General features: G+C 62.2%; 10 protein-coding genes. 8 read left to right on the top strand and 2 right to left on the bottom strand.

Annotated features, from left to right (window positions below):
- Positions 1-138 precede the first annotated feature (138 nt).
- Entirely contained in the window at positions 139-1,302 is a 1,164-nt protein-coding gene (locus tag D8B20_RS13905; protein WP_145889410.1) for an MFS transporter, read from the top strand.
- Here the strand turns inward: D8B20_RS13905 and D8B20_RS13900 are convergent.
- Complete coding sequence (locus D8B20_RS13900; protein ID WP_145889409.1) at positions 1,299-2,219, bottom strand: LysR family transcriptional regulator; 921 nt, start codon at positions 2,217-2,219, stop codon at positions 1,299-1,301. The two genes, D8B20_RS13905 and D8B20_RS13900, sit on opposite strands and share 4 nt — an antisense overlap.
- 109 nt (positions 2,220-2,328) lie before the next feature.
- On the opposite strand from D8B20_RS13900, the gene lysA reads away from it, so the two are divergent.
- Positions 2,329-3,582, top strand: a complete 1,254-nt coding sequence (gene lysA, locus D8B20_RS13895; RefSeq protein ID WP_145889408.1) for a diaminopimelate decarboxylase — start codon at positions 2,329-2,331, stop codon at positions 3,580-3,582.
- On the top strand, positions 3,582-4,034 hold the full coding sequence (locus D8B20_RS13890) for a GNAT family N-acetyltransferase (protein ID WP_186454379.1): 453 nt from the start codon (positions 3,582-3,584) through the stop codon (positions 4,032-4,034). The genes lysA and D8B20_RS13890 overlap by 1 nt, the downstream gene beginning before the upstream one ends.
- 40 nt (positions 4,035-4,074) lie before the next feature.
- Here D8B20_RS13890 and galR read toward each other — a convergent pair whose 3' ends face one another.
- On the bottom strand, positions 4,075-5,076 hold the full coding sequence (gene galR / locus D8B20_RS13885) for an HTH-type transcriptional regulator GalR (RefSeq protein ID WP_145889406.1): 1,002 nt from the start codon (positions 5,074-5,076) through the stop codon (positions 4,075-4,077).
- Positions 5,077-5,270: 194 nt separating this feature from the next.
- Here galR and D8B20_RS13880 point away from each other — a divergent pair, with 194 nt between their 5' ends.
- The 5 genes from D8B20_RS13880 (at position 5,271) to D8B20_RS13860 (ending at position 17,548) form a co-directional block, all read left to right on the top strand.
- Positions 5,271-7,544 carry a molybdopterin-dependent oxidoreductase gene (locus D8B20_RS13880; RefSeq protein ID WP_145889405.1) on the top strand — a complete coding sequence of 758 codons (2,274 nt, stop codon included), beginning with the start codon at positions 5,271-5,273 and terminating at the stop codon, positions 7,542-7,544.
- A 273-nt stretch (positions 7,545-7,817) separates the two neighbouring features.
- Entirely contained in the window at positions 7,818-9,548 is a 1,731-nt protein-coding gene (locus tag D8B20_RS13875; RefSeq protein WP_145889404.1) for a penicillin-binding transpeptidase domain-containing protein, read from the top strand.
- Positions 9,549-10,101: 553 nt separating this feature from the next.
- Positions 10,102-11,304 (top strand): MdtA/MuxA family multidrug efflux RND transporter periplasmic adaptor subunit, encoded by a 1,203-nt coding sequence (locus D8B20_RS13870; RefSeq protein ID WP_145889403.1) that lies wholly within the window; start codon positions 10,102-10,104, stop codon positions 11,302-11,304.
- Positions 11,301-14,450 (top strand): efflux RND transporter permease subunit, encoded by a 3,150-nt coding sequence (locus D8B20_RS13865; RefSeq protein ID WP_145889402.1) that lies wholly within the window; start codon positions 11,301-11,303, stop codon positions 14,448-14,450. The genes D8B20_RS13870 and D8B20_RS13865 overlap by 4 nt, the downstream gene beginning before the upstream one ends.
- A complete protein-coding gene (locus D8B20_RS13860) occupies positions 14,447-17,548 on the top strand; it encodes an efflux RND transporter permease subunit (protein ID WP_145889401.1) in 3,102 nt (1,033 codons plus the stop codon). Before D8B20_RS13865 ends, D8B20_RS13860 begins: the two co-directional genes overlap by 4 nt.
- Positions 17,549-17,550 lie beyond the last annotated feature (2 nt).

The raw sequence follows: 17,550 nt of genomic DNA, 5'->3' as shown, positions 1-17,550 counted from the left end.
CTGCACCGGGTGGTTGCAGGCGGGGAGCTGTGCTTTAATGGCACGTTGTGACGCAGTTCAAATTCTAACAAGCGTCCGTTTTACCGCATCGCGTTCGTGATGCGGTTCGCCTGCAAAATTATCTTGGGAGAGTGTGTTATGCCTGTTGCATTACTGGCGCTGGCGCTGAGTGCGTTCGCCATCGGCACCACGGAGTTCGTTATCATGGGATTGCTGCCGGACGTGGCGGGCGATCTGCAGGTAACCATTCCTTCAGCGGGATGGCTCATCAGCGGCTATGCGCTGGGTGTGGCTATCGGCGCGCCAATTATGGCGCTGCTGACGGCGAAGCTGCCACGCAAGCGGACCCTGATTCTGCTGATGATCATCTTTATCATCGGCAATGCGCTTTGTGCGCTGGCATACAGCTATAACCTGCTGATGCTGGCGCGCGTGGTCACCGCGCTGTGTCACGGTGCGTTCTTTGGTATCGGGGCGGTGGTGGCCGCAAGTCTGGTAGCGCCTGGCCGCCAGGCCTCAGCGGTTGCGCTGATGTTCACCGGCCTGACGCTGGCTAATGTGCTGGGCGTGCCGCTCGGTACCTGGTTCGGACAGCTGTTTGGCTGGCGCGCCACCTTCTGGGGCGTGGCGATAATCGGCATCCTTGCTTTTATCGCCCTGATCGTCAGCCTGCCCACCAACAAAGATGAAAAACCGGTGCATCTGGCCCGTGAAGTCAGCGCGCTGGCCAACGGCCGGCTGTGGCTGTCGCTGCTGATGACGGTGTGTTTTGCCGCGGCGATGTTTGCGCTGTTCAGCTATATCGCGCCGCTGCTGCTGCAGGTCACCGGCATCAGCAATCGCGGCGTCAGCTGGACGCTGTTCCTGATTGGCGCCGGCCTGACGGTGGGTAACATTCTGGGCGGCAAGCTGGCGGACTGGAAAGTGTCGTTCAGCCTGATCCTCAGCTTTACGCTGATCGCGGTCTTTTCTCTGCTGTTCAGCTGGACCAGTCATGCGCTGTGGCTGGCGGAAATCACGCTGTTCCTGTGGGCGATGGCGACATTTGCCACGGTGCCGGGCCTGCAAATCAACGTGGTGCGCCACGGTAAAGATGCGCCGAACCTGGTTTCCACGCTGAATATCTCGGCTTTCAACGTCGGTAACGCGCTGGGCGCATGGGTCGGCGGCGCGGTCATCGATAAAGGCTATGGCCTGACGTCGGTACCGGTCGCGGCGGCGGCGCTGGCCGCGGCAGGGCTGCTGGTGTGTCTGCTGACCTTCCGCAAAACCGGCGGGCAGGGCGAGACGGTACGCGCCTAAGCCAGCCGGGCGGCGATCTGCTGGGGAAAGGTGGCCACCTGCTGCTGCAGGTGGTCGCAGAAGTGATCCACCAGCGCTGAAGCCGGGCGGTGCTGCGGCCGTACCAGACTGACGGTAAACGGCACCGCCACGCTGAACTGACGCATCACCACGCCGCTCGCCGCGTAATCCAGTGCAGTAAGCGGATTAACGATAGAAATACCCACCCCGGCGCGCACCATCGCGCATACCGAAGCGGCGCTGTGCGTCTCCAGCACCAGGCGCCGCTCCACACCCTGCTCATGAAACAGCGCATCCAGCAACTGGCGATAGCTGTCGCTGCGCGACAGGCTGACATAGTTTTCACCGTGAAAATCCTGCGGGGTCAGCACCGTGCGTGCGCACAGCGGGTGCTGCGGCGGCAGGACGCACACTTCGTCGCAGGTCAGCAGCGGCACGCGCTGTGTCCCGGCCGGCGCGTGCTGGGTTTCGGTCAGCCCCAGATCGTAACGCTGTGCCGACAGCCACTCCTCCAGCAGCGGCGACTCCTGCGGGATAATATTCAGGCTCACCTGTGGATAGCGCTGTAAAAAGGGCTGCAGCAGTGGTGGCAGCAGCGACTGCGAGAACACCGGCAGGCAGGCGATGGAGAGTTCACCCTGCCTGAACTGGCGCAGCCCTTCAGCCGCATCCATGATGCGATCCAGCCCGTACCACGACCGCTGCACCTCCTCATACAGCCGCAGCCCCTGCACGGTGGGCTGCAGGCGGCCGCGCACCCGTTCAAACAGCTGCAGTCCCAGCTGCTGCTCCAGACGCGCCAGCTCGCGGCTGACGGTGGGCTGCGAGGTATGCAGCAGCGTTGCCGCCTGCGTCAGGTTACCGCTGGTCATCACCGCGTGAAAAATCTCTATGTGCCGCCAGTTAATTTTTGCCATCGCTTCCTCCGTGCACCCATATCATATTTGCATAGCTGCTGCCAAAACAGATATTTTTCTGCATCGCTGCCGTGTGGCTAAATGGCCTCATTGACTGAGGAGAATCACCATGCCACGTCCCCTGACGACCACTGAAACCGCGCTGAATGCCGCCAGCCTGCTGCCGCTGGCGCAGCGTTACTCCACGCCTTTCTGGGCCTACGATGCGGCAGTTATCCGTGAGCGGATTGCCCAGCTCAGCGCGTTTGATGTGGTGCGCTTTGCGCAGAAAGCCTGCTCGAACATCCATATTCTGCGCCTGATGCGCGCCGCGGGCGTCCGGGTTGATGCCGTGTCGCTGGGCGAAATTGAGCGGGCGCTGGCCGCCGGTTACCTGCCGGGCGGCGACGAGATTGTTTTCACCGCTGACGTGTTTGATGCGCCGACGCTTTCGCGTGTCGCCGCGCTGCACGTGCCGGTGAATGCCGGTTCAGTGGATATGCTGCATCAGCTCGGCGCGGTCTCGCCTGGTCACAAAGTGTGGCTGCGCATCAACCCCGGTTTTGGGCATGGTCACAGCCAGAAAACCAACACCGGCGGGGAAAACAGCAAACACGGCATCTGGCACAGCGATCTGCCGCTGGCGCTGGCCGCGATTCAGCAGCACGGGCTGCAGCTGGTTGGCCTGCATATGCACATTGGTTCCGGCGTGGATTACGGCCACCTGCAGCAGGTGTGTGACGCGATGGTGGCGCAGGTGATCGCCTTCGGCCAGGATCTGCAGGCGATTTCTGCCGGCGGCGGGTTATCGATTCCTTACCGCGTCGGTGAAGAGGCGATCGACACCCGGCACTATTTCGGTTTGTGGAATCAGGCGCGTGAACGCATCGCTGCGCATCTGGGCCACCCGGTGACGCTGGAAATTGAACCGGGGCGTTTCCTCGTCGCGGAAGCGGGCGTGCTGGTGTCGCAGGTGCGGGCGGTTAAACAGATGGGCAGCCGCCACTTTGTGCTGGTGGATGCCGGCTTCAGCGATCTGATGCGTCCGGCCATGTACGGCAGTTATCACCATATCTCCCTGCTGCCGGCGGATGGCCGCGCGCCTGGCGAGGCCACGATCGAGAGCGTGGTGGCAGGCCCGCTGTGCGAATCCGGGGATGTGTTTACCCAGCTGGAGGGCGGCAAAGTGGAAACGCGCGCGCTGCCGGCGGCGCAGCCAGGTGACTATCTGGTGTTCCATGATACCGGGGCTTACGGCGCCTCTATGTCATCCAACTACAACAGCCGGCCGCTGATTCCGGAAGTGCTGTTTGAAAACGGTCAGGCGCGCGAGATCCGCCGCGCGCAAACCATTCAGGAGCTGCTGGCGCTGGAGCTGAACTGATGCGTATCGTGCCGCTCAGCGCCGTGCCGCATCACGCCAGCCAGCTTACCGACTGGCTGTGGCAGGCCTTCGGGGCGGGTACCGCGCGGGAGTTTTACGACAGTATTATCCGCAGCAGCCTGCACGGGGCCGATTTTCCGGTGACCTTTGTCGCGCTGGATGCGGATGACACGCCGCTTGGCACGGTAGGGTTCTGGCGCTGCGATCTGATCAGCCGGCAGGATCTCTCGCCGTGGGTCGCTGCGCTTTACATCACCGAAGCCGCGCGTGGCAGCGGCCTGAGCGCCGCGCTGCAGCAGCACGTACTGGCGTATGCCCGCGAGCGCGGGCATGAACAGGTATGGCTATGGTCAACCTTTGGCGGCTACTACGAGCGCTTTGGCTGGGAGTATCAGTGTGAAGCGCTGGAGTTTCCGGACCTCCGCGTCAGGGTGTATGCGCAGCGCGTGTAGCAGAGGCGTGGCCGGCCGCGCGGGCATCAGGCGTGCCGGGTTACCCCGGACCGCTGACTGAATGACGGCGTACCAGCGTCGGACTGAACATATTGGTCACTTCCGGCAGCGGCGTGCCGTTTGCCAGCGCCAGCGCCAGCTGAGCGGCCTGCTGCGCCATGGTCACAATCGGATAGCGCACCGTGGTCAGCCGCGGCCGCACATAGCGTGACACCAGCACATCATCAAAACCGATCAGCGACATCGCTTCCGGAACGTTGACCCCGTTATCGCTCAGCACCGCCAGCGCACCGGCGGCCATGGAATCGTTGTAGCAGGCCACCGCGCTCAGCGGTTTCCCGCGGCCCAGCAGCTCCGTCATCGCCTGTTCGCCGCCCACTTCATCGGGCTCACCCCAGGCCACCAGCCGGTCGTTACTCGGCAGGCCGTGCTCTTTCAGCGCATCGTAATAGCCCTGCAGCCGCTCTTCAGCGTCAGAAATGGTGTGCGTAGAGCAGATAAAACCAATCTGCGTATGGCCCTGCTGGATCAGATGGCGCGTGGCCAGCCAGGCACCGTAGCGGTCATCCAGCGCAATGCAGCGCGCTTCAAACCCTTTCAGCAGACGATTCAGCAGTACCATGCCCGGCACCTGCTTCATCAGCACTTCCAGATCGTCATCCGGAACTTTTTTGGCATGGACCACCAGCGCCGCACAGCGGTGGCGCATCAGCTGCTCAATGGCCTGACGCTCTTTCTGCTCGTTATGGTAACCGTTACCAATCAGCAGAAAGTTGCCGGTCTGCCCGGCCACTTCATCCACGGCCTTAACCATGGCCCCGAAAAACGGATCGGAAACATCGCCCACCACCAGTCCCAGCGTCTCGGTGGATTGCTGCGCCAGCGCGCGTGCATTGGCGTTCGGGTGATACTGCAGCTGCTCCATGGCCTGGTTTACGGCGAGGCGGGAGCTCTCGCTGGCTTTGGGTGAGTGGTTGATGACGCGGGAAACGGTCGCGACCGAAACCCCGGCGAGGCGAGCAACATCCTTAATGGTAGCCATGCAATTACCGACATCCGGGAAAACGTTTACACATGCCACCAGTGTTACGGAAAAGCCCCGGGGCCGCAACCCGGCAGAATGCCAGCGCTGTCGCAAAAGCGGGGAAATTCAGCCATGTCGCCACACTTTAGTGCGCGCGACCGGGCATGCTATGCTGGCAGGCCTGTCTCTTGCTGCCTGCCGGATACCACCGCATGAAAAAACGTGTGCCACACCTTGCGCACTGGGGCGCCTTTACCGCCGTCACCGAAAACGGCCGTCTGATTGCCTGCGAACCTTTCTTTGCCGATCGCGATCCTTCCCCGATGATTCATACCGTGCCGCAGCTGGTGTACTCCGACAGGCGTATCCGCCAGCCGATGGTGCGCCGCTCGTGGCTGAAATCGCGCGAAAACAGCGACCGCACGCTGCGCGGCCGTGAAGATTTTGTCGCTGTAGACTGGGAAACCGCGCTGGATCTGGTGGCGGACGAGAACCGCCGCGTGCGTGAGCGCTACGGCGCCGCCGGCATTTTCAACGGCTCTTACGGCTGGTCCTCGGCCGGGCGCGTTAACCATGCCCGCACCCTGATCCGCCGCTTCTACTTTCAGGGCGGCGGTGGCGTCGATCAGCAGGGCAACTACAGCTGGGGGGCGGCGCAGTTCTTTCTGCCGTACGTCATCGGCAGCTGGATGCCGCTCACCGGCCGCGTGACTGACTGGCCGTCGGTGGTGGAGCATGCCGACATCTTTATCGCCTTTGGCGGTCTGGCGCTGAAAAACGCCCAGGTGGCGTCGGGCGGCGCCGGCGAACACAGCCTGCGCCCGGCGCTGGAGCAGCTGCGCGCCAGAGGCACGACGGTGATCAATATCAGCCCGATGCGGGACGACTGCCCGGACTTTGTCAACGCCGAATGGATCCCTATCCGGCCGAATACCGATGTCGCGCTGATGCTGGCGCTGGGCTACGAGATCGCCCGGCGCGATGCCGTGGATGAGGCGTTCCTTGCCAGCCACTGCACCGGCTGGCCGCAGCTGCGCCGCTACCTGCTGGGTGAAAGCGATGGCATCGCCAAAACGCCGGCGTGGGCCAGCGCGATTACCGGCATTCCGGCCGCGCGTATTGCCCAACTGGCCGGACAGCTGATCGGTAAACGCAGCTTTATCACCTGCGCCTATGCGGTGCAGCGCGCGCATCGCGGCGAGCAGCCCTACTGGATGATGATTGCGCTCTCAGCCATGCTCGGCCAGCCTGGGCTGCCGGGCGGCGGCTTCTCGTTTGGTCACGGCTCGATGAACAGCGTGGGCAACCCGCGGCAGGAAGGGCCGGCCCCGATGATGAGCACCGGGCCCAATCCGGCCGGGCTGGCTATTCCGGTGGCGCGCATCAGCGACATGCTGCTTAATCCGGGGCAACCCTACCGCTTCCAGGGCGAAACGCGACACTACCCGGATATCCATCTGGTGCACTGGGCGGGCGGTAATCCGTTCCATCACCATCAGCAGCTTAACCGGCTGGTCGCGGGCTGGCAGCGACCAGATACGGTGATTGTGCAGGACATTGTCTGGACGCCCGCCGCGCAGATGGCGGACATTGTCCTGCCCGCCACCACCACGCTGGAACGTAACGACATTGGCGGCTCCTCGCGCGACCGTTTCGTGCTGGCGATGCATCAGGCCGTGCGGCCGCAGCACCAGGCCCGCAACGATTTCGACATTTTTGCCGATATCGCTGACCGCCTCGGCTACCGGGATCGCTTCACCGAAGGGCGCAACGAGATGCAGTGGATCGCGCATCTGTATCAGCAGTGCGCGCATGCGCATGCGCAACGCGGCATTGAATTTCCGGCGTTTGACGAATTCTGGCAGCGCGGTTACGTGGAGATCCCGCCGGGCGGCAAGCCGTTTGTGGATATGGCGGCGTTCCGCGCCGATCCGGTCAGCCATCCCATTCAGACCGCCAGCGGCAAAATCGAGCTGTTCTGCCAGACCATCGCGGATTTCCAGCTGGCGGATTTTGCCGGGCATCCGGAGTGGCGCGAGCCGCAGGAGTGGCTGGGCGCGCCGCTCAGCCGCACCTATCCTCTGCATATGATTTCGGTGCAGCCTGCCGATCGCCTGCACAGCCAGCTGGACAGCACGCCGCAGGTTCAGGCTGGCAAAACCGCCGGCCATGAAACGCTCTATATGCACCCGCACGATGCTGCCGCACGCGGCATTAGTGACGGTGATGAAATTGAAGTCAGCAACGCGCGCGGGCGGATGCTGGCGGGCGTGCGCCTGACCGACGGCCTGACGCCGGGCGTGGTGATCGTGGCAACCGGTGCCTGGTTTGATCCTGGCTTTGGCGGCGCGTGGCTGCCGTGGGATCGCGCCGGTAACCCGAACGTGCTGACGCTCGACATCGGGACCTCCTCATTAACGCAGGGACCGAATGCCATGAGCTGCCTGGTGGAAATCAAAAAACACGTCAGTTGCACAATCGGCTAACAATCTCACCGCTGGTTACATTTTGCCGGTAACTGTTGCGTTTGAGTGATAGTTTCGCCCGGCAGCAGATTGCTACAGTCAGGGTCCCAGAGGTATTGATGGGTGAACATCAAAACGTTTCTTGATTACACCGACCTGCGCAGATGCGCAGGTTTTTTTTGCCTGCGGTGTCGATAACGAATCGAAACATTGTTTTCCTGTCATCCCTGCGCGCCTTTCTTTATAACTGCATGGATTGCGTTCCGGACTCACCTTTTATCGCAGCGGATTGCTATGCCCCCGATTAAAAAATTTCTGGGAAAAGACCAGATTAAAGCCCCGTTTAACCCGTTTCGTTTCCGTCTGATTTGCCTCGGCGTATTAGGCTGTATGGGCCTGCTGCTGGCGCGCGTCGGCGATTTGCAGTTGATCAACCATCCGATGCTGGAGCACGAGGCGGATCAGCGCTCGCTGCGCACCGTAACGCTGCCGACCAATCGCGGCACGCTGCTGGATCGCGATGGTCAGGCACTGGCGCTCAGCGTGCCGTCGCGCGATATCATTGCCGACCCGCTGCGCGTGCTGGAGGCTAACCCCGATTTCAGCAGCGCGAAATGGAACTACCTTGCCGCCGCGCTCAACCTGCGCCCGGAAGAGCTGCGCGCGCAGATCACCGCCAACCCGAAAAAGCGCTTTCTCTATCTCGGGCGCAAGATCGAGCTTGGCATCGCGAAAGATATTGCCGAACTGCATCTGAAAGGCATCAGCTCGGTCTATGACGACAGCCGCTTCTACCCGATGAGTGAAGCCGCGGCGCCGCTGATTGGTATCGTTGGTGCGGACAATAACGGCCTCAACGGGCTGGAAAAGGGCTTTGATCACGTGCTGCAGGGCGAGCCGGGCAAAGAGGTGTATCGTCAGGACGGTGACGGCAATATCATTGCCATGATCGATTACGAGCCGCCAAAGCAGCCGCCGACCGTGCAGCTCAGCATCGACAAGTTCGATCAGTTCACGCTCTACAGCAAACTGCGCGACGGCGTGTTGCTGAACAAAGCCGATTCCGGTGCAGCGGTGCTGGTGAAAATTGACACCGGCGAAATCCTGGCGATGGCCTCTTATCCCTCGTTTAACCCGAACAATTACGATAACGCCACGCCTGCGCAGATGCGCAATACCGCCATCAACGACAGCTATGAGCCCGGCTCAACGGTGAAGCCGCTGGTGGTGATGGAAGGGCTGCAGCGCCACCTGGTGCGCGCCGATTCGGTAATCGACACCACGCCTTACAGCGTTAACGGCCACCTGATCCGCGACGTCGGTCACTGGCCGCGTCTGACCATGACCGGCATTTTGCAGAAATCGAGCGACATCGGCGTTTCACACATTGCGCTGGCGATGCCGGCAGAAGCGCTGGTGAACACCTATCATGCGTTTGGTCTGGGTAAACCCACCGGGCTGGGACTGACCGGCGAGAGCGTCGGCTACTTCCCGCTGCATCGCGAGCGCTGGGCGGACATTGAACGCGCCACCTTCTCGTTTGGTTATGGACTGCGCGTGACGCCGCTGCAGATTGCGCGTGAATACGCCACGCTGGGCGCGTACGGCGTTTACCGCCCGCTGTCGATCACCAAAGTGACACCGCCGGTGCTGGGTAAACAGGTGGCCGATCCGCAAATCGTCCAGACGGTAGTGCACATGCTGGAAAGCGACGTACTGCCGGGCGGAACCGGGGTGAAAGCCGCCGTGCCGGGCTACCGTCTGGCCACCAAAACCGGTACCGCGGAAAAGATGGGCAGCAGCGGCAAGTATGATGGCGGCTACGTCAACTACACGGCCGGCATCGCGCCTGCCAGCCATCCGGAAGTGGCGCTGGTGGTGATGATCAACCATCCGACGGCCGGCGATCACTTTGGTGGATCGGTGGCGGCACCGGTGTTTGGCAACATTATGGGGCCGGTGCTGAAGCACATGAACATTGCGCCTGACGCCATTTACAGCAAGCCAGCTTCAGATAAATCTTAATAAAATCAGGATGTAAACAGACAGTCGCGCTTTTCACACCTCGTTGCATTTCGCCGAACTCCGTTGCGTTTTGCCCCTGTTATCGCCGCGGCCTTTGCGCGAGGATGAAGGTCCCAGAGGTATTAATTGGTGTGAAGATCGGCTGCTGCGGCAGCAATACCTGGCTTCAGGTATTCACCCTGTTCGGTTGCACCGACCCACGCGGATGCGTGGGTTTTTTTTTGCCTTTTTTCAGCGCCGCACCGGCTGGCTTGCGGCACCCGGCTCAGCCGGCCCGCGCGAATTATCTCAAGGTGTGAGCAGCTAAGCGCTGGCCTTACACTTCACTGCTGTCCGCCAGGCCGCGTTTCCCGCCGCACTGCGCCTGCCAGCGCGCTTCACCACCGCGCCAGCCAGCGGCGGACGCCTCCTTCCGGCTTAACATAACCCTTACGGTTTGCGTATAGAAAACCCGCAGGCAGAGCGCAGATAATGCGCCTCGTACACCGTTATCGTTGCACTAATCCCCTGTTTTTCCGGGGGTTCTCCTTTCTCCGCTGACCTGAAGACACTGATGACAACCCATACTCCCCGCTCTGGTTTTTCCCGCTGGCTGAAATGGCTGCTGCTGTTACTGGTAATCATACTGCTGGCGGGCGCGATCTGGCGCGTAGCCGGCGGCCAGCCACCGGATGGAAAACCCGATGGAGAGCCTGCCGGCGGACCGCCGGGCAGGGCGCATGCCGCCAGCACGGCAACGCTGGTGCACAGCGGCGTGGCCACCCGCGCCGACGTGCCGCAGTACCTGCAGGCACCCGGCACGGTGATCCCCGGTGCCAGCGTGACCGTGACCAGCCGCGTGGCCGGCCAGCTGGAAAAGGTCTTCTTCACGGAAGGACAAAAAGTGAGCGCAGGGCAGCTGCTGGCGCAGATTGATCCGCGCAGCTATCAGGCGACACTGGCGCAGTATCAGGGCGAGTTGCAGCAGAACCAGGCGCTGCTGAAGAGTGCCGAACTGACGCTGGCGCGTTATCAGAAACTGGCCGCGCAGGATTCCCTGTCGCGCCAGGATCTCGATACGCAAATCGCCACCGTGGGCCAGTACAAAGGCGCGGTAGCCGCCGATGAAGCCCAGATTGCCAGTGCGAAGCTGAATATTGACTATGCGCGTATCACCGCGCCGATCGGCGGACGCGTCGGGCTGCGGCTGGTGGATCCCGGCAACATGGTGCAAACCAGCGACACCACCGGCATTGTGGTGGTGACGCAGATGCAGCCAGCGGCGGTGACCTTCAGCGTGCCACAGAGCACGATTCCCCAGCTTACCCGGGCGCTGCGCAGCGGCCAGACGCTGCCAGCCGTGGCGCTGGATGAGGACAACCGCACGGTGCTGGCGCAGGGCGAGGTGAAGTATATCAGCAACCAGATTGACACCAGCACCGGCACGGTGACGCTGAAAGCCACCTTCGCCAACCAGGATGAGGCGCTGTTCGCGAATCAGTTTGTCAATCTGCGGGTGCAGGTTGCCACGCTGAAAAACGCCACGGTAATTCCGGCTCAGGCGCTGCAGCTCAGCAGCGACGGCAGCTTTGTGTTTGTGATCAACCCGGACAATACCGTCACCCGCAGAGCGGTCACTACCGGACCGGCCTTCGGTGACAGCGGGCAGGCGATTCTGCGCGGGGTGGTGCCGGGCGAACGGCTGGTGACCGAGGGAATCGATCGCCTCACCACCGGCAGCCATGTTCAGCTGGCTGAGACGGCGGCGAAATCATGAATCCGTCACGCCTGTTTATCCTGCGTCCGGTTGCCACGCTTCTGCTGATGGCGGGCGTGCTGATCGCCGGCCTCTTTGCCTGGCACTTTCTCTCCACCTCAGCGCTGCCGCAGGTAGATTACCCGACCATTCAGGTCACCACGCTCTATCCTGGCGCCAGTCCGGATGTGATGGCCTCCTCGGTAACCTCACCGCTGGAGCGTCAGCTTGGACAGATGGCCGGCCTGAGTCAGATGGTCTCCACCAGCGCCAGCGGTTCGTCAATCATTACCCTGACGTTTAGCCTCGATCTGGCGCTGGATGTCGCTGAGCAGGAGGTACAGGCGGCCATCAATGCAGCCAATAACCTGCTGCCGGACGATTTGCCTGCGCCACCGACCTATAAAAAGGTCAACCCGGCGGACAGCGCGGTGATCACGCTGGCCGCCAGCTCCACCACGCTGCCGCTGACCCAGGTGCAGGATCTGGTGAATACCCGCGTGGCGCTTAAACTGTCGCAGATTAACGGTGTCGGCATGGTGACGCTGGCGGGCGGCCACCAGCCCGCGATTCGCGTGCAGCTGGATCCACAGGCGCTGGCCGCACATGCGCTGTCGCTGGAAGACGTGAATACGCTCATCACCAACAGCAACGTGAACGGTGCCAAAGGCGGTTTTGATGGCAAATACCATTCGGTCACTATTGATACCAACGATCAGCTGCGTACCGCTGCAGAGTACGGCAACCTGATCCTTGCCTGGCACAACGGTGCGGCGCTGCGGCTGAAAGATATTGCCCACATTGAGCAGGCACCGGAAAACCGCTACCAGTCGGCGTGGGCCAATCACACACCGGCGATCGTCATCAGCGTGCAGCGCCAGCCGGGTGCCAACGTTATCCAGGTGGTGGATCACATCAAAGCGCAGCTGCCGGCGCTGCAGGCCGCGCTGCCCGACGGCGTGAAAATGACGGTGTTATCTGACCGCACGCAAACCATCCGCGCGTCCATCCACGACGTGCAGTTTGAACTGCTGCTTTCGGTAGCGCTGGTGGTGATGGTGACGTTCCTGTTTCTGCGCAGCGTGGCGGCCACGCTGATCCCCAGTCTGGCCGTGCCGCTGTCGCTGATCGGCACTTTCGGCGTGATGTATCTGGCAAATTTCAGCCTGAATAATCTGTCGCTGATGGCGCTGACCATCGCCACCGGCTTTGTGATTGACGATGCGATTGTGGTGGTGGAAAACATCGCACGGCGGCTGGAGCAGGGCGAAACGCCGATGCAGGCGGCGCTGAAAGGCGCGCAGCAGATTGGCTTTACCCTGATTTCGCTGACCTTTTCGCTGATTGCGGTGCTGATTCCGCTGCTGTTTATGGGCGATGTGGTCGGGCGTCTGTTCCGCGAATTTGCTGTCACGCTGGCGGTGGCGATTCTGGTGTCAATGGGCGTGTCGCTGACCCTGACGCCGATGCTGTGTGCTTACCTGCTGCAGCACATTCCGCCGGAGAAGCAGTCGCGCTTTGCCCGTCAGGGCGGTGTGCTGTTCGATAAGCTGGTGCGCGGCTACGATCGGCTGCTTACCCGGGTGCTGAACCACCAGGCGCTGACGCTGCTGGTGACGCTGGCCACCTTTGTGCTCACCGTGGTGCTTTATCTGGCGATCCCGAAAAGCTTTTTCCCGACGCAGGATACCGGGCTGATACAGGGCATCACCGTGGCGTCCCAGGATGTGTCGTTCAGCGTGATGGCGCAGCGCCAGCAGGCGCTGGTGCGTGCGGTGCTGCAGAATCCCGCAGTGGAAAGCGTGTCATCCACCATTGGCATTGACGGCAGCAACACCAGCCTGAACAGTGGCCGGTTGCAGATTAGCCTCAAACCCTTCGATCAGCGCAGCGTGAAAGCCGGGACGGTGATTGCGCAGCTGCGTCAGGCGGCGGCGCAGGTGGCGGGCATTCAGCTCTATCTGCAACCCGCGCAGGATCTGACCGTCAATGCGCAGGTGACGCCAGGCCAGTATCAGTTCACGCTCGACGATGCCGACAGCGAAAACCTGGTGCGCTGGGCGCCTGCGCTGGTCGCCGCGCTGCAGCAGCGCCCGGAATTTAACGGCGTCGTCAGCAACCTGCAGAATCAGGGGCAGGTAGCCTATGTGGTGCTGAACCGCGATAAAGCCGCGCGTTACGGGATCACCGCCGCGGACGTGGATACCGCGCTGTATAACAGCTTCGGCCAGCGGCTGGTTTCCACCATCTTTACCCAGTCCAGTCAGTATCGCGTGGTGCTGGAAGTGGCGCCGCAGTATCAGCAGTCACCCGCCGCGTTGGATGATGTCTATCTGCCGGTGAGCAGCAGCACGGCCAGCAGCGGTACCGGCACCTCCGGTTCCGGCAGCAGCGGCATGGTGAAACTGACCTCGATTGCCACGGTGCACTTGCGCAGCGGCGCGCTGATGCACATGCGGCTGAATCAGTCCCCGGCGGTGATGGTCTCTTTCAACCTTAACAGCGGCTATTCACTGCAGCAGGGGCAGCAGGCGATCGGCACGGTGATGCAGCAGCTCCATCTGCCTGCCAGCATGACGCTGCGCTACCAGGGCGAAACCTCGGCGTTTCAGCGCGCCACCGGCAATACGCTGTGGCTGATTCTGGCGGCGATTATCACGATGTATGTGGTGCTGGGCATTCTGTATGAGAGCTTTATTCATCCGGTGACCATTCTTTCGACGCTGCCATCGGCGGCCATGGGCGCACTGCTGACGCTGATGCTGGCTGGCAGCAGCTTCAGCCTGATTGCGCTGATTGGGGTGATCCTGCTGATCGGCATTGTGAAAAAGAACGCCATTATGATGATCGACTTTGCGCTGGCGGCGCAACAGCAGCAGCGTCTGTCGCCACGGGATGCGATTCATCAGGCCTGTCTGCTGCGTTTTCGGCCGATCCTGATGACCACCATGGCGGCGCTACTCGGTGCGCTGCCGCTGATGCTGGCGTCCGGTTCCGGGGCGGAGCTACGCCAGCCGCTTGGATTGGTGATTGTGGGCGGTCTGATTGTCAGTCAGGTGCTGACGCTGTACTCGACGCCGGTGATCTATCTGTGGTTTGCTGGCCTCGCGCAACGCGGCTCGCGCTTTATGCAACGTAAACAGCAGCAGGCGCGGGGTGAAGAATGAACCTGACCCGGCTGTTTATCTTCCGTCCGGTGGCCACGCTGCTGCTGACGCTGGCAATCGTGCTGGCCGGCGTGCTGGGCTACCGGCTGCTGCCGGTGGCGCCGCTGCCGCAGGTGGATTTTCCCACCATTATGGTCAGCGCCAGCCTGGCCGGTGCCAGCCCGGAGACCATGGCGGCCACTGTTGCGACGCCGCTTGAGCGCGCGCTCGGGCAGATTGCCGGCGTGACCGAAATGACCTCATCCAGCTCACAGGGCTCTACCAGTGTGATCCTGCAGTTCGATCTCGACCGCGACATCAACGGCGCGGCGCGCGATGTGCAGGCGGCGATTAACGCAGCGCGCAGCCTGCTGCCGGACGCGATGACTTCGCTGCCCACTTACCGCAAAGCCAACCCTTCGGATGCGCCGATTGTGATGCTGGCGTTAACCTCTGCCACGCGCACGCCGGGTGAACTGTACGATCTGGCCGAAAGCAAAATTGAACAGGCGATGGGGCAGGTGCAGGGCGTCGGGGAAGTCTCGCTGATGGGCAGCGCCCTGCCGGCGGTGCGTATCGATCTGCAGCCGCAAAAACTCACGCACTACGGGATAGCGCTGGACAGGGTACGCAGCGCCATCGCCAGCAGCACCACGAACCTGCCGAAAGGCATGCTGCAGGGCAGCGCACAGTCATGGGTGGTGGACAGCAACGGCCAGCTGGATAAAGCGGCGCAGTATCGCGATTTGATTGTCAGCTATCAGGCGGGCCGGGCCGTGCGGCTGCGCGATGTCGCCACCGTCTATGACGCGGTGGAAGATCAGTATCAGGCTGGTTTTCTCAATGCCACACCGGCGGTGATGATCGGCATTACGCGTCAGGCCGGTGCCAACATGCTGGACACCATCGACGCCATCAAAGCGCAGCTGCCGGCGCTGGAGAAAGATCTGCCGGCCGACACCCGGCTGAAAGTGGTGGTGGATCGCTCGCCCACGGTGCGCGCCTCACTGTATGACACCGAAGAGACGCTGCTGCTGGCGATGCTGCTGGTGATCGCCGTGGTGTTTGTGTTTCTGCGCAGCGGGCAGGCGGTCGTCATCCCGGCGCTGGCGCTGCCGGTGTCGCTGGTGGGCACCTGCGCGGTGATGTATCTGCTCGGCTACAGCCTGGATAATCTCTCGCTGATGGCGCTGATTATCGCTACGGGCTTTGTGGTTGATGATGCCATTGTGGTGCTGGAAAACATTACCCGTCACATTGAAGCTGGCCTCAGTCCGCTGCGTGCCGCGCTGCGCGGATCGCGGGAGGTGAGCTTTACCGTGCTGTCAATGACCCTGTCGCTGGTGGCGGTGTTCATTCCCATTCTGCTGATGGGCAGCATCGTGGGCCGTCTGTTCCGCGAATTTGCTGTGACCCTCAGCGTATCGCTGCTGATCTCCCTGTTTGTTTCGCTCAGCCTGACGCCGATGCTGTGCGCGCGGCTGTTGTCGCCGGCGTCAAAAGCCCGTCAGCGCCCGCATCCTTTGTATCAGTGGATTGAACAGCAGCTTAACGCGCTGCTGGCCGCCTACGCGCGCGGGCTGGCATGGGTGATGGCCCATCAGAAACTGACGCTGGCGAGCCTGCTGCTCACGGTGCTGCTGAACCTGTGCCTGTTCGCCGTAGTGCAAAAGGGCTTTTTTCCCAATCAGGATACCGGCCTGCTGATGGGCGCGCTGCGCGCCGATCAAAACATCTCGTTTCAGGCGATGAAGCCGAAAGTCCTGGCGTTCACCCGCATTATTGCGGCCGATCCGGCGGTAGACAGCGTGATGTCATCCATGGGCAGCGGCATGTTTGGCGCGCGCAACAGCGCGAACTTTTTTGTGCGCCTGAAAGATTTCAGCGCGCGCGATGCCAGCGCCACGGAAGTGGCTAACCGCCTCAGCCGCAAAACCCGGCATATTGCCGGTGCGCAGCTGTTCCTGATGGCGGCACAGGATCTGCACATTGGCGGCCGCAGCGCCAACGCCACCTATCAGTACAGCCTGCAGGCAGACGACCTGACGCTGTTGCGCACCTGGACACCCAAAGTGCAGGCGGCGCTGGCGGCGCTACCGCAGCTCAACAGCGTCGATTCCGATGCGCAGACCGGCGGCCAGGAGGTGGTGATCACGGTCGATCGCGATCGCGCGCAGCGGCTGGGCGTGAATCTGCAGATGATCGATACGCTGCTGAACAACGCCTTCAGCCAGCGGCAGATCGCCACGCTGTATCACACGCTGAATCAGTACCATGTGGTGATGTCGCTGCAGGCGGGCTTCACGCGCGATCCGGCTATCCTGCAGCAGCTGTATGTGATCAACGCCAGCGGCGACCGCGTGCCGCTGGCGGCGTTTGCCCGCTTCAGCGGCGGTAATGCGCCGCTGTCGGTAGCGCATCAGGGTCAGTCCGCCACCAGCACCCTTGCCTTTAACCTCAACGATGGCGTCTCGCTGGAGCAGGCGCAGCAGCAGATCAGGCAGGCGCTGGCACGGCTGGGTTTGCCTGCCACGCTTCAGGCGGGCTTCGCCGGCACTGCGGCGGCTTTCTCGCAGCTGACCGCCACGCTGCCGTGGCTGATTCTTGCCGCGCTGGCGGCGGTCTATATCGTGCTGGGCATGCTGTATGAGAGTTACCTTCATCCGCTGACCATCCTTTCCACGCTGCCGTCGGCGGGAGTAGGGGCGCTGCTGCTGCTGATCCTCACCGGTACGCAGCTGACGGTGATCGCGCTGATCGGCATCCTGCTGCTGATCGGTATCGTGAAGAAAAACGCCATTATGCTGATCGATTTTGCCCTGCAGGCGGAACGCACTCAGGGACTGACGCCGCAGCAGGCCATCACCCAGGCGTGCCTGATGCGCTTCCGCCCCATCATGATGACCACGCTGGCGGCCTTTTTTGGCGCGCTGCCGCTGGCGCTGGGCCACGGCGGCGACGCAGATTTACGCCGTCCGCTGGGCATCGCCATTGCCGGTGGCCTGGCGCTGAGCCAGCTGCTGACGCTGTTTACCACGCCGGTGGTTTACCTCTGGCTGGATCGTCTGAACCGCGCCATTCGCCGTCAGTGGCGGCGATGGCGTCATGGGGAACCCTGAGT

Origin of the sequence: Candidatus Pantoea soli, from assembly GCF_007833795.1 — a bacterium.
GTDB lineage: Bacteria > Pseudomonadota > Gammaproteobacteria > Enterobacterales > Enterobacteriaceae > Pantoea > Pantoea soli.
The sequence above is the reverse complement of the archived record's forward strand: the minus strand, read 5'-3'. Positions and strand labels throughout refer to the sequence as shown.

Bases quoted from the DNA above. Each gene is read 5' to 3' on its own strand.
- D8B20_RS13905 (WP_145889410.1), top strand. From the start codon at position 139: ATGCCTGTTGCATTACTGGCGCTGGCGCTGAGTGCGTTCGCCATCGGC.
- D8B20_RS13900 (WP_145889409.1), bottom strand. From the start codon at position 2,219: ATGGCAAAAATTAACTGGCGGCACATAGAGATTTTTCACGCGGTGATG.
- lysA (WP_145889408.1), top strand. From the start codon at position 2,329: ATGCCACGTCCCCTGACGACCACTGAAACCGCGCTGAATGCCGCCAGC.
- D8B20_RS13890 (WP_186454379.1), top strand. From the start codon at position 3,582: ATGCGTATCGTGCCGCTCAGCGCCGTGCCGCATCACGCCAGCCAGCTT.
- galR (WP_145889406.1), bottom strand. From the start codon at position 5,076: ATGGCTACCATTAAGGATGTTGCTCGCCTCGCCGGGGTTTCGGTCGCG.
- D8B20_RS13880 (WP_145889405.1), top strand. From the start codon at position 5,271: ATGAAAAAACGTGTGCCACACCTTGCGCACTGGGGCGCCTTTACCGCC.
- D8B20_RS13875 (WP_145889404.1), top strand. From the start codon at position 7,818: ATGCCCCCGATTAAAAAATTTCTGGGAAAAGACCAGATTAAAGCCCCG.
- D8B20_RS13870 (WP_145889403.1), top strand. From the start codon at position 10,102: ATGACAACCCATACTCCCCGCTCTGGTTTTTCCCGCTGGCTGAAATGG.
- D8B20_RS13865 (WP_145889402.1), top strand. From the start codon at position 11,301: ATGAATCCGTCACGCCTGTTTATCCTGCGTCCGGTTGCCACGCTTCTG.
- D8B20_RS13860 (WP_145889401.1), top strand. From the start codon at position 14,447: ATGAACCTGACCCGGCTGTTTATCTTCCGTCCGGTGGCCACGCTGCTG.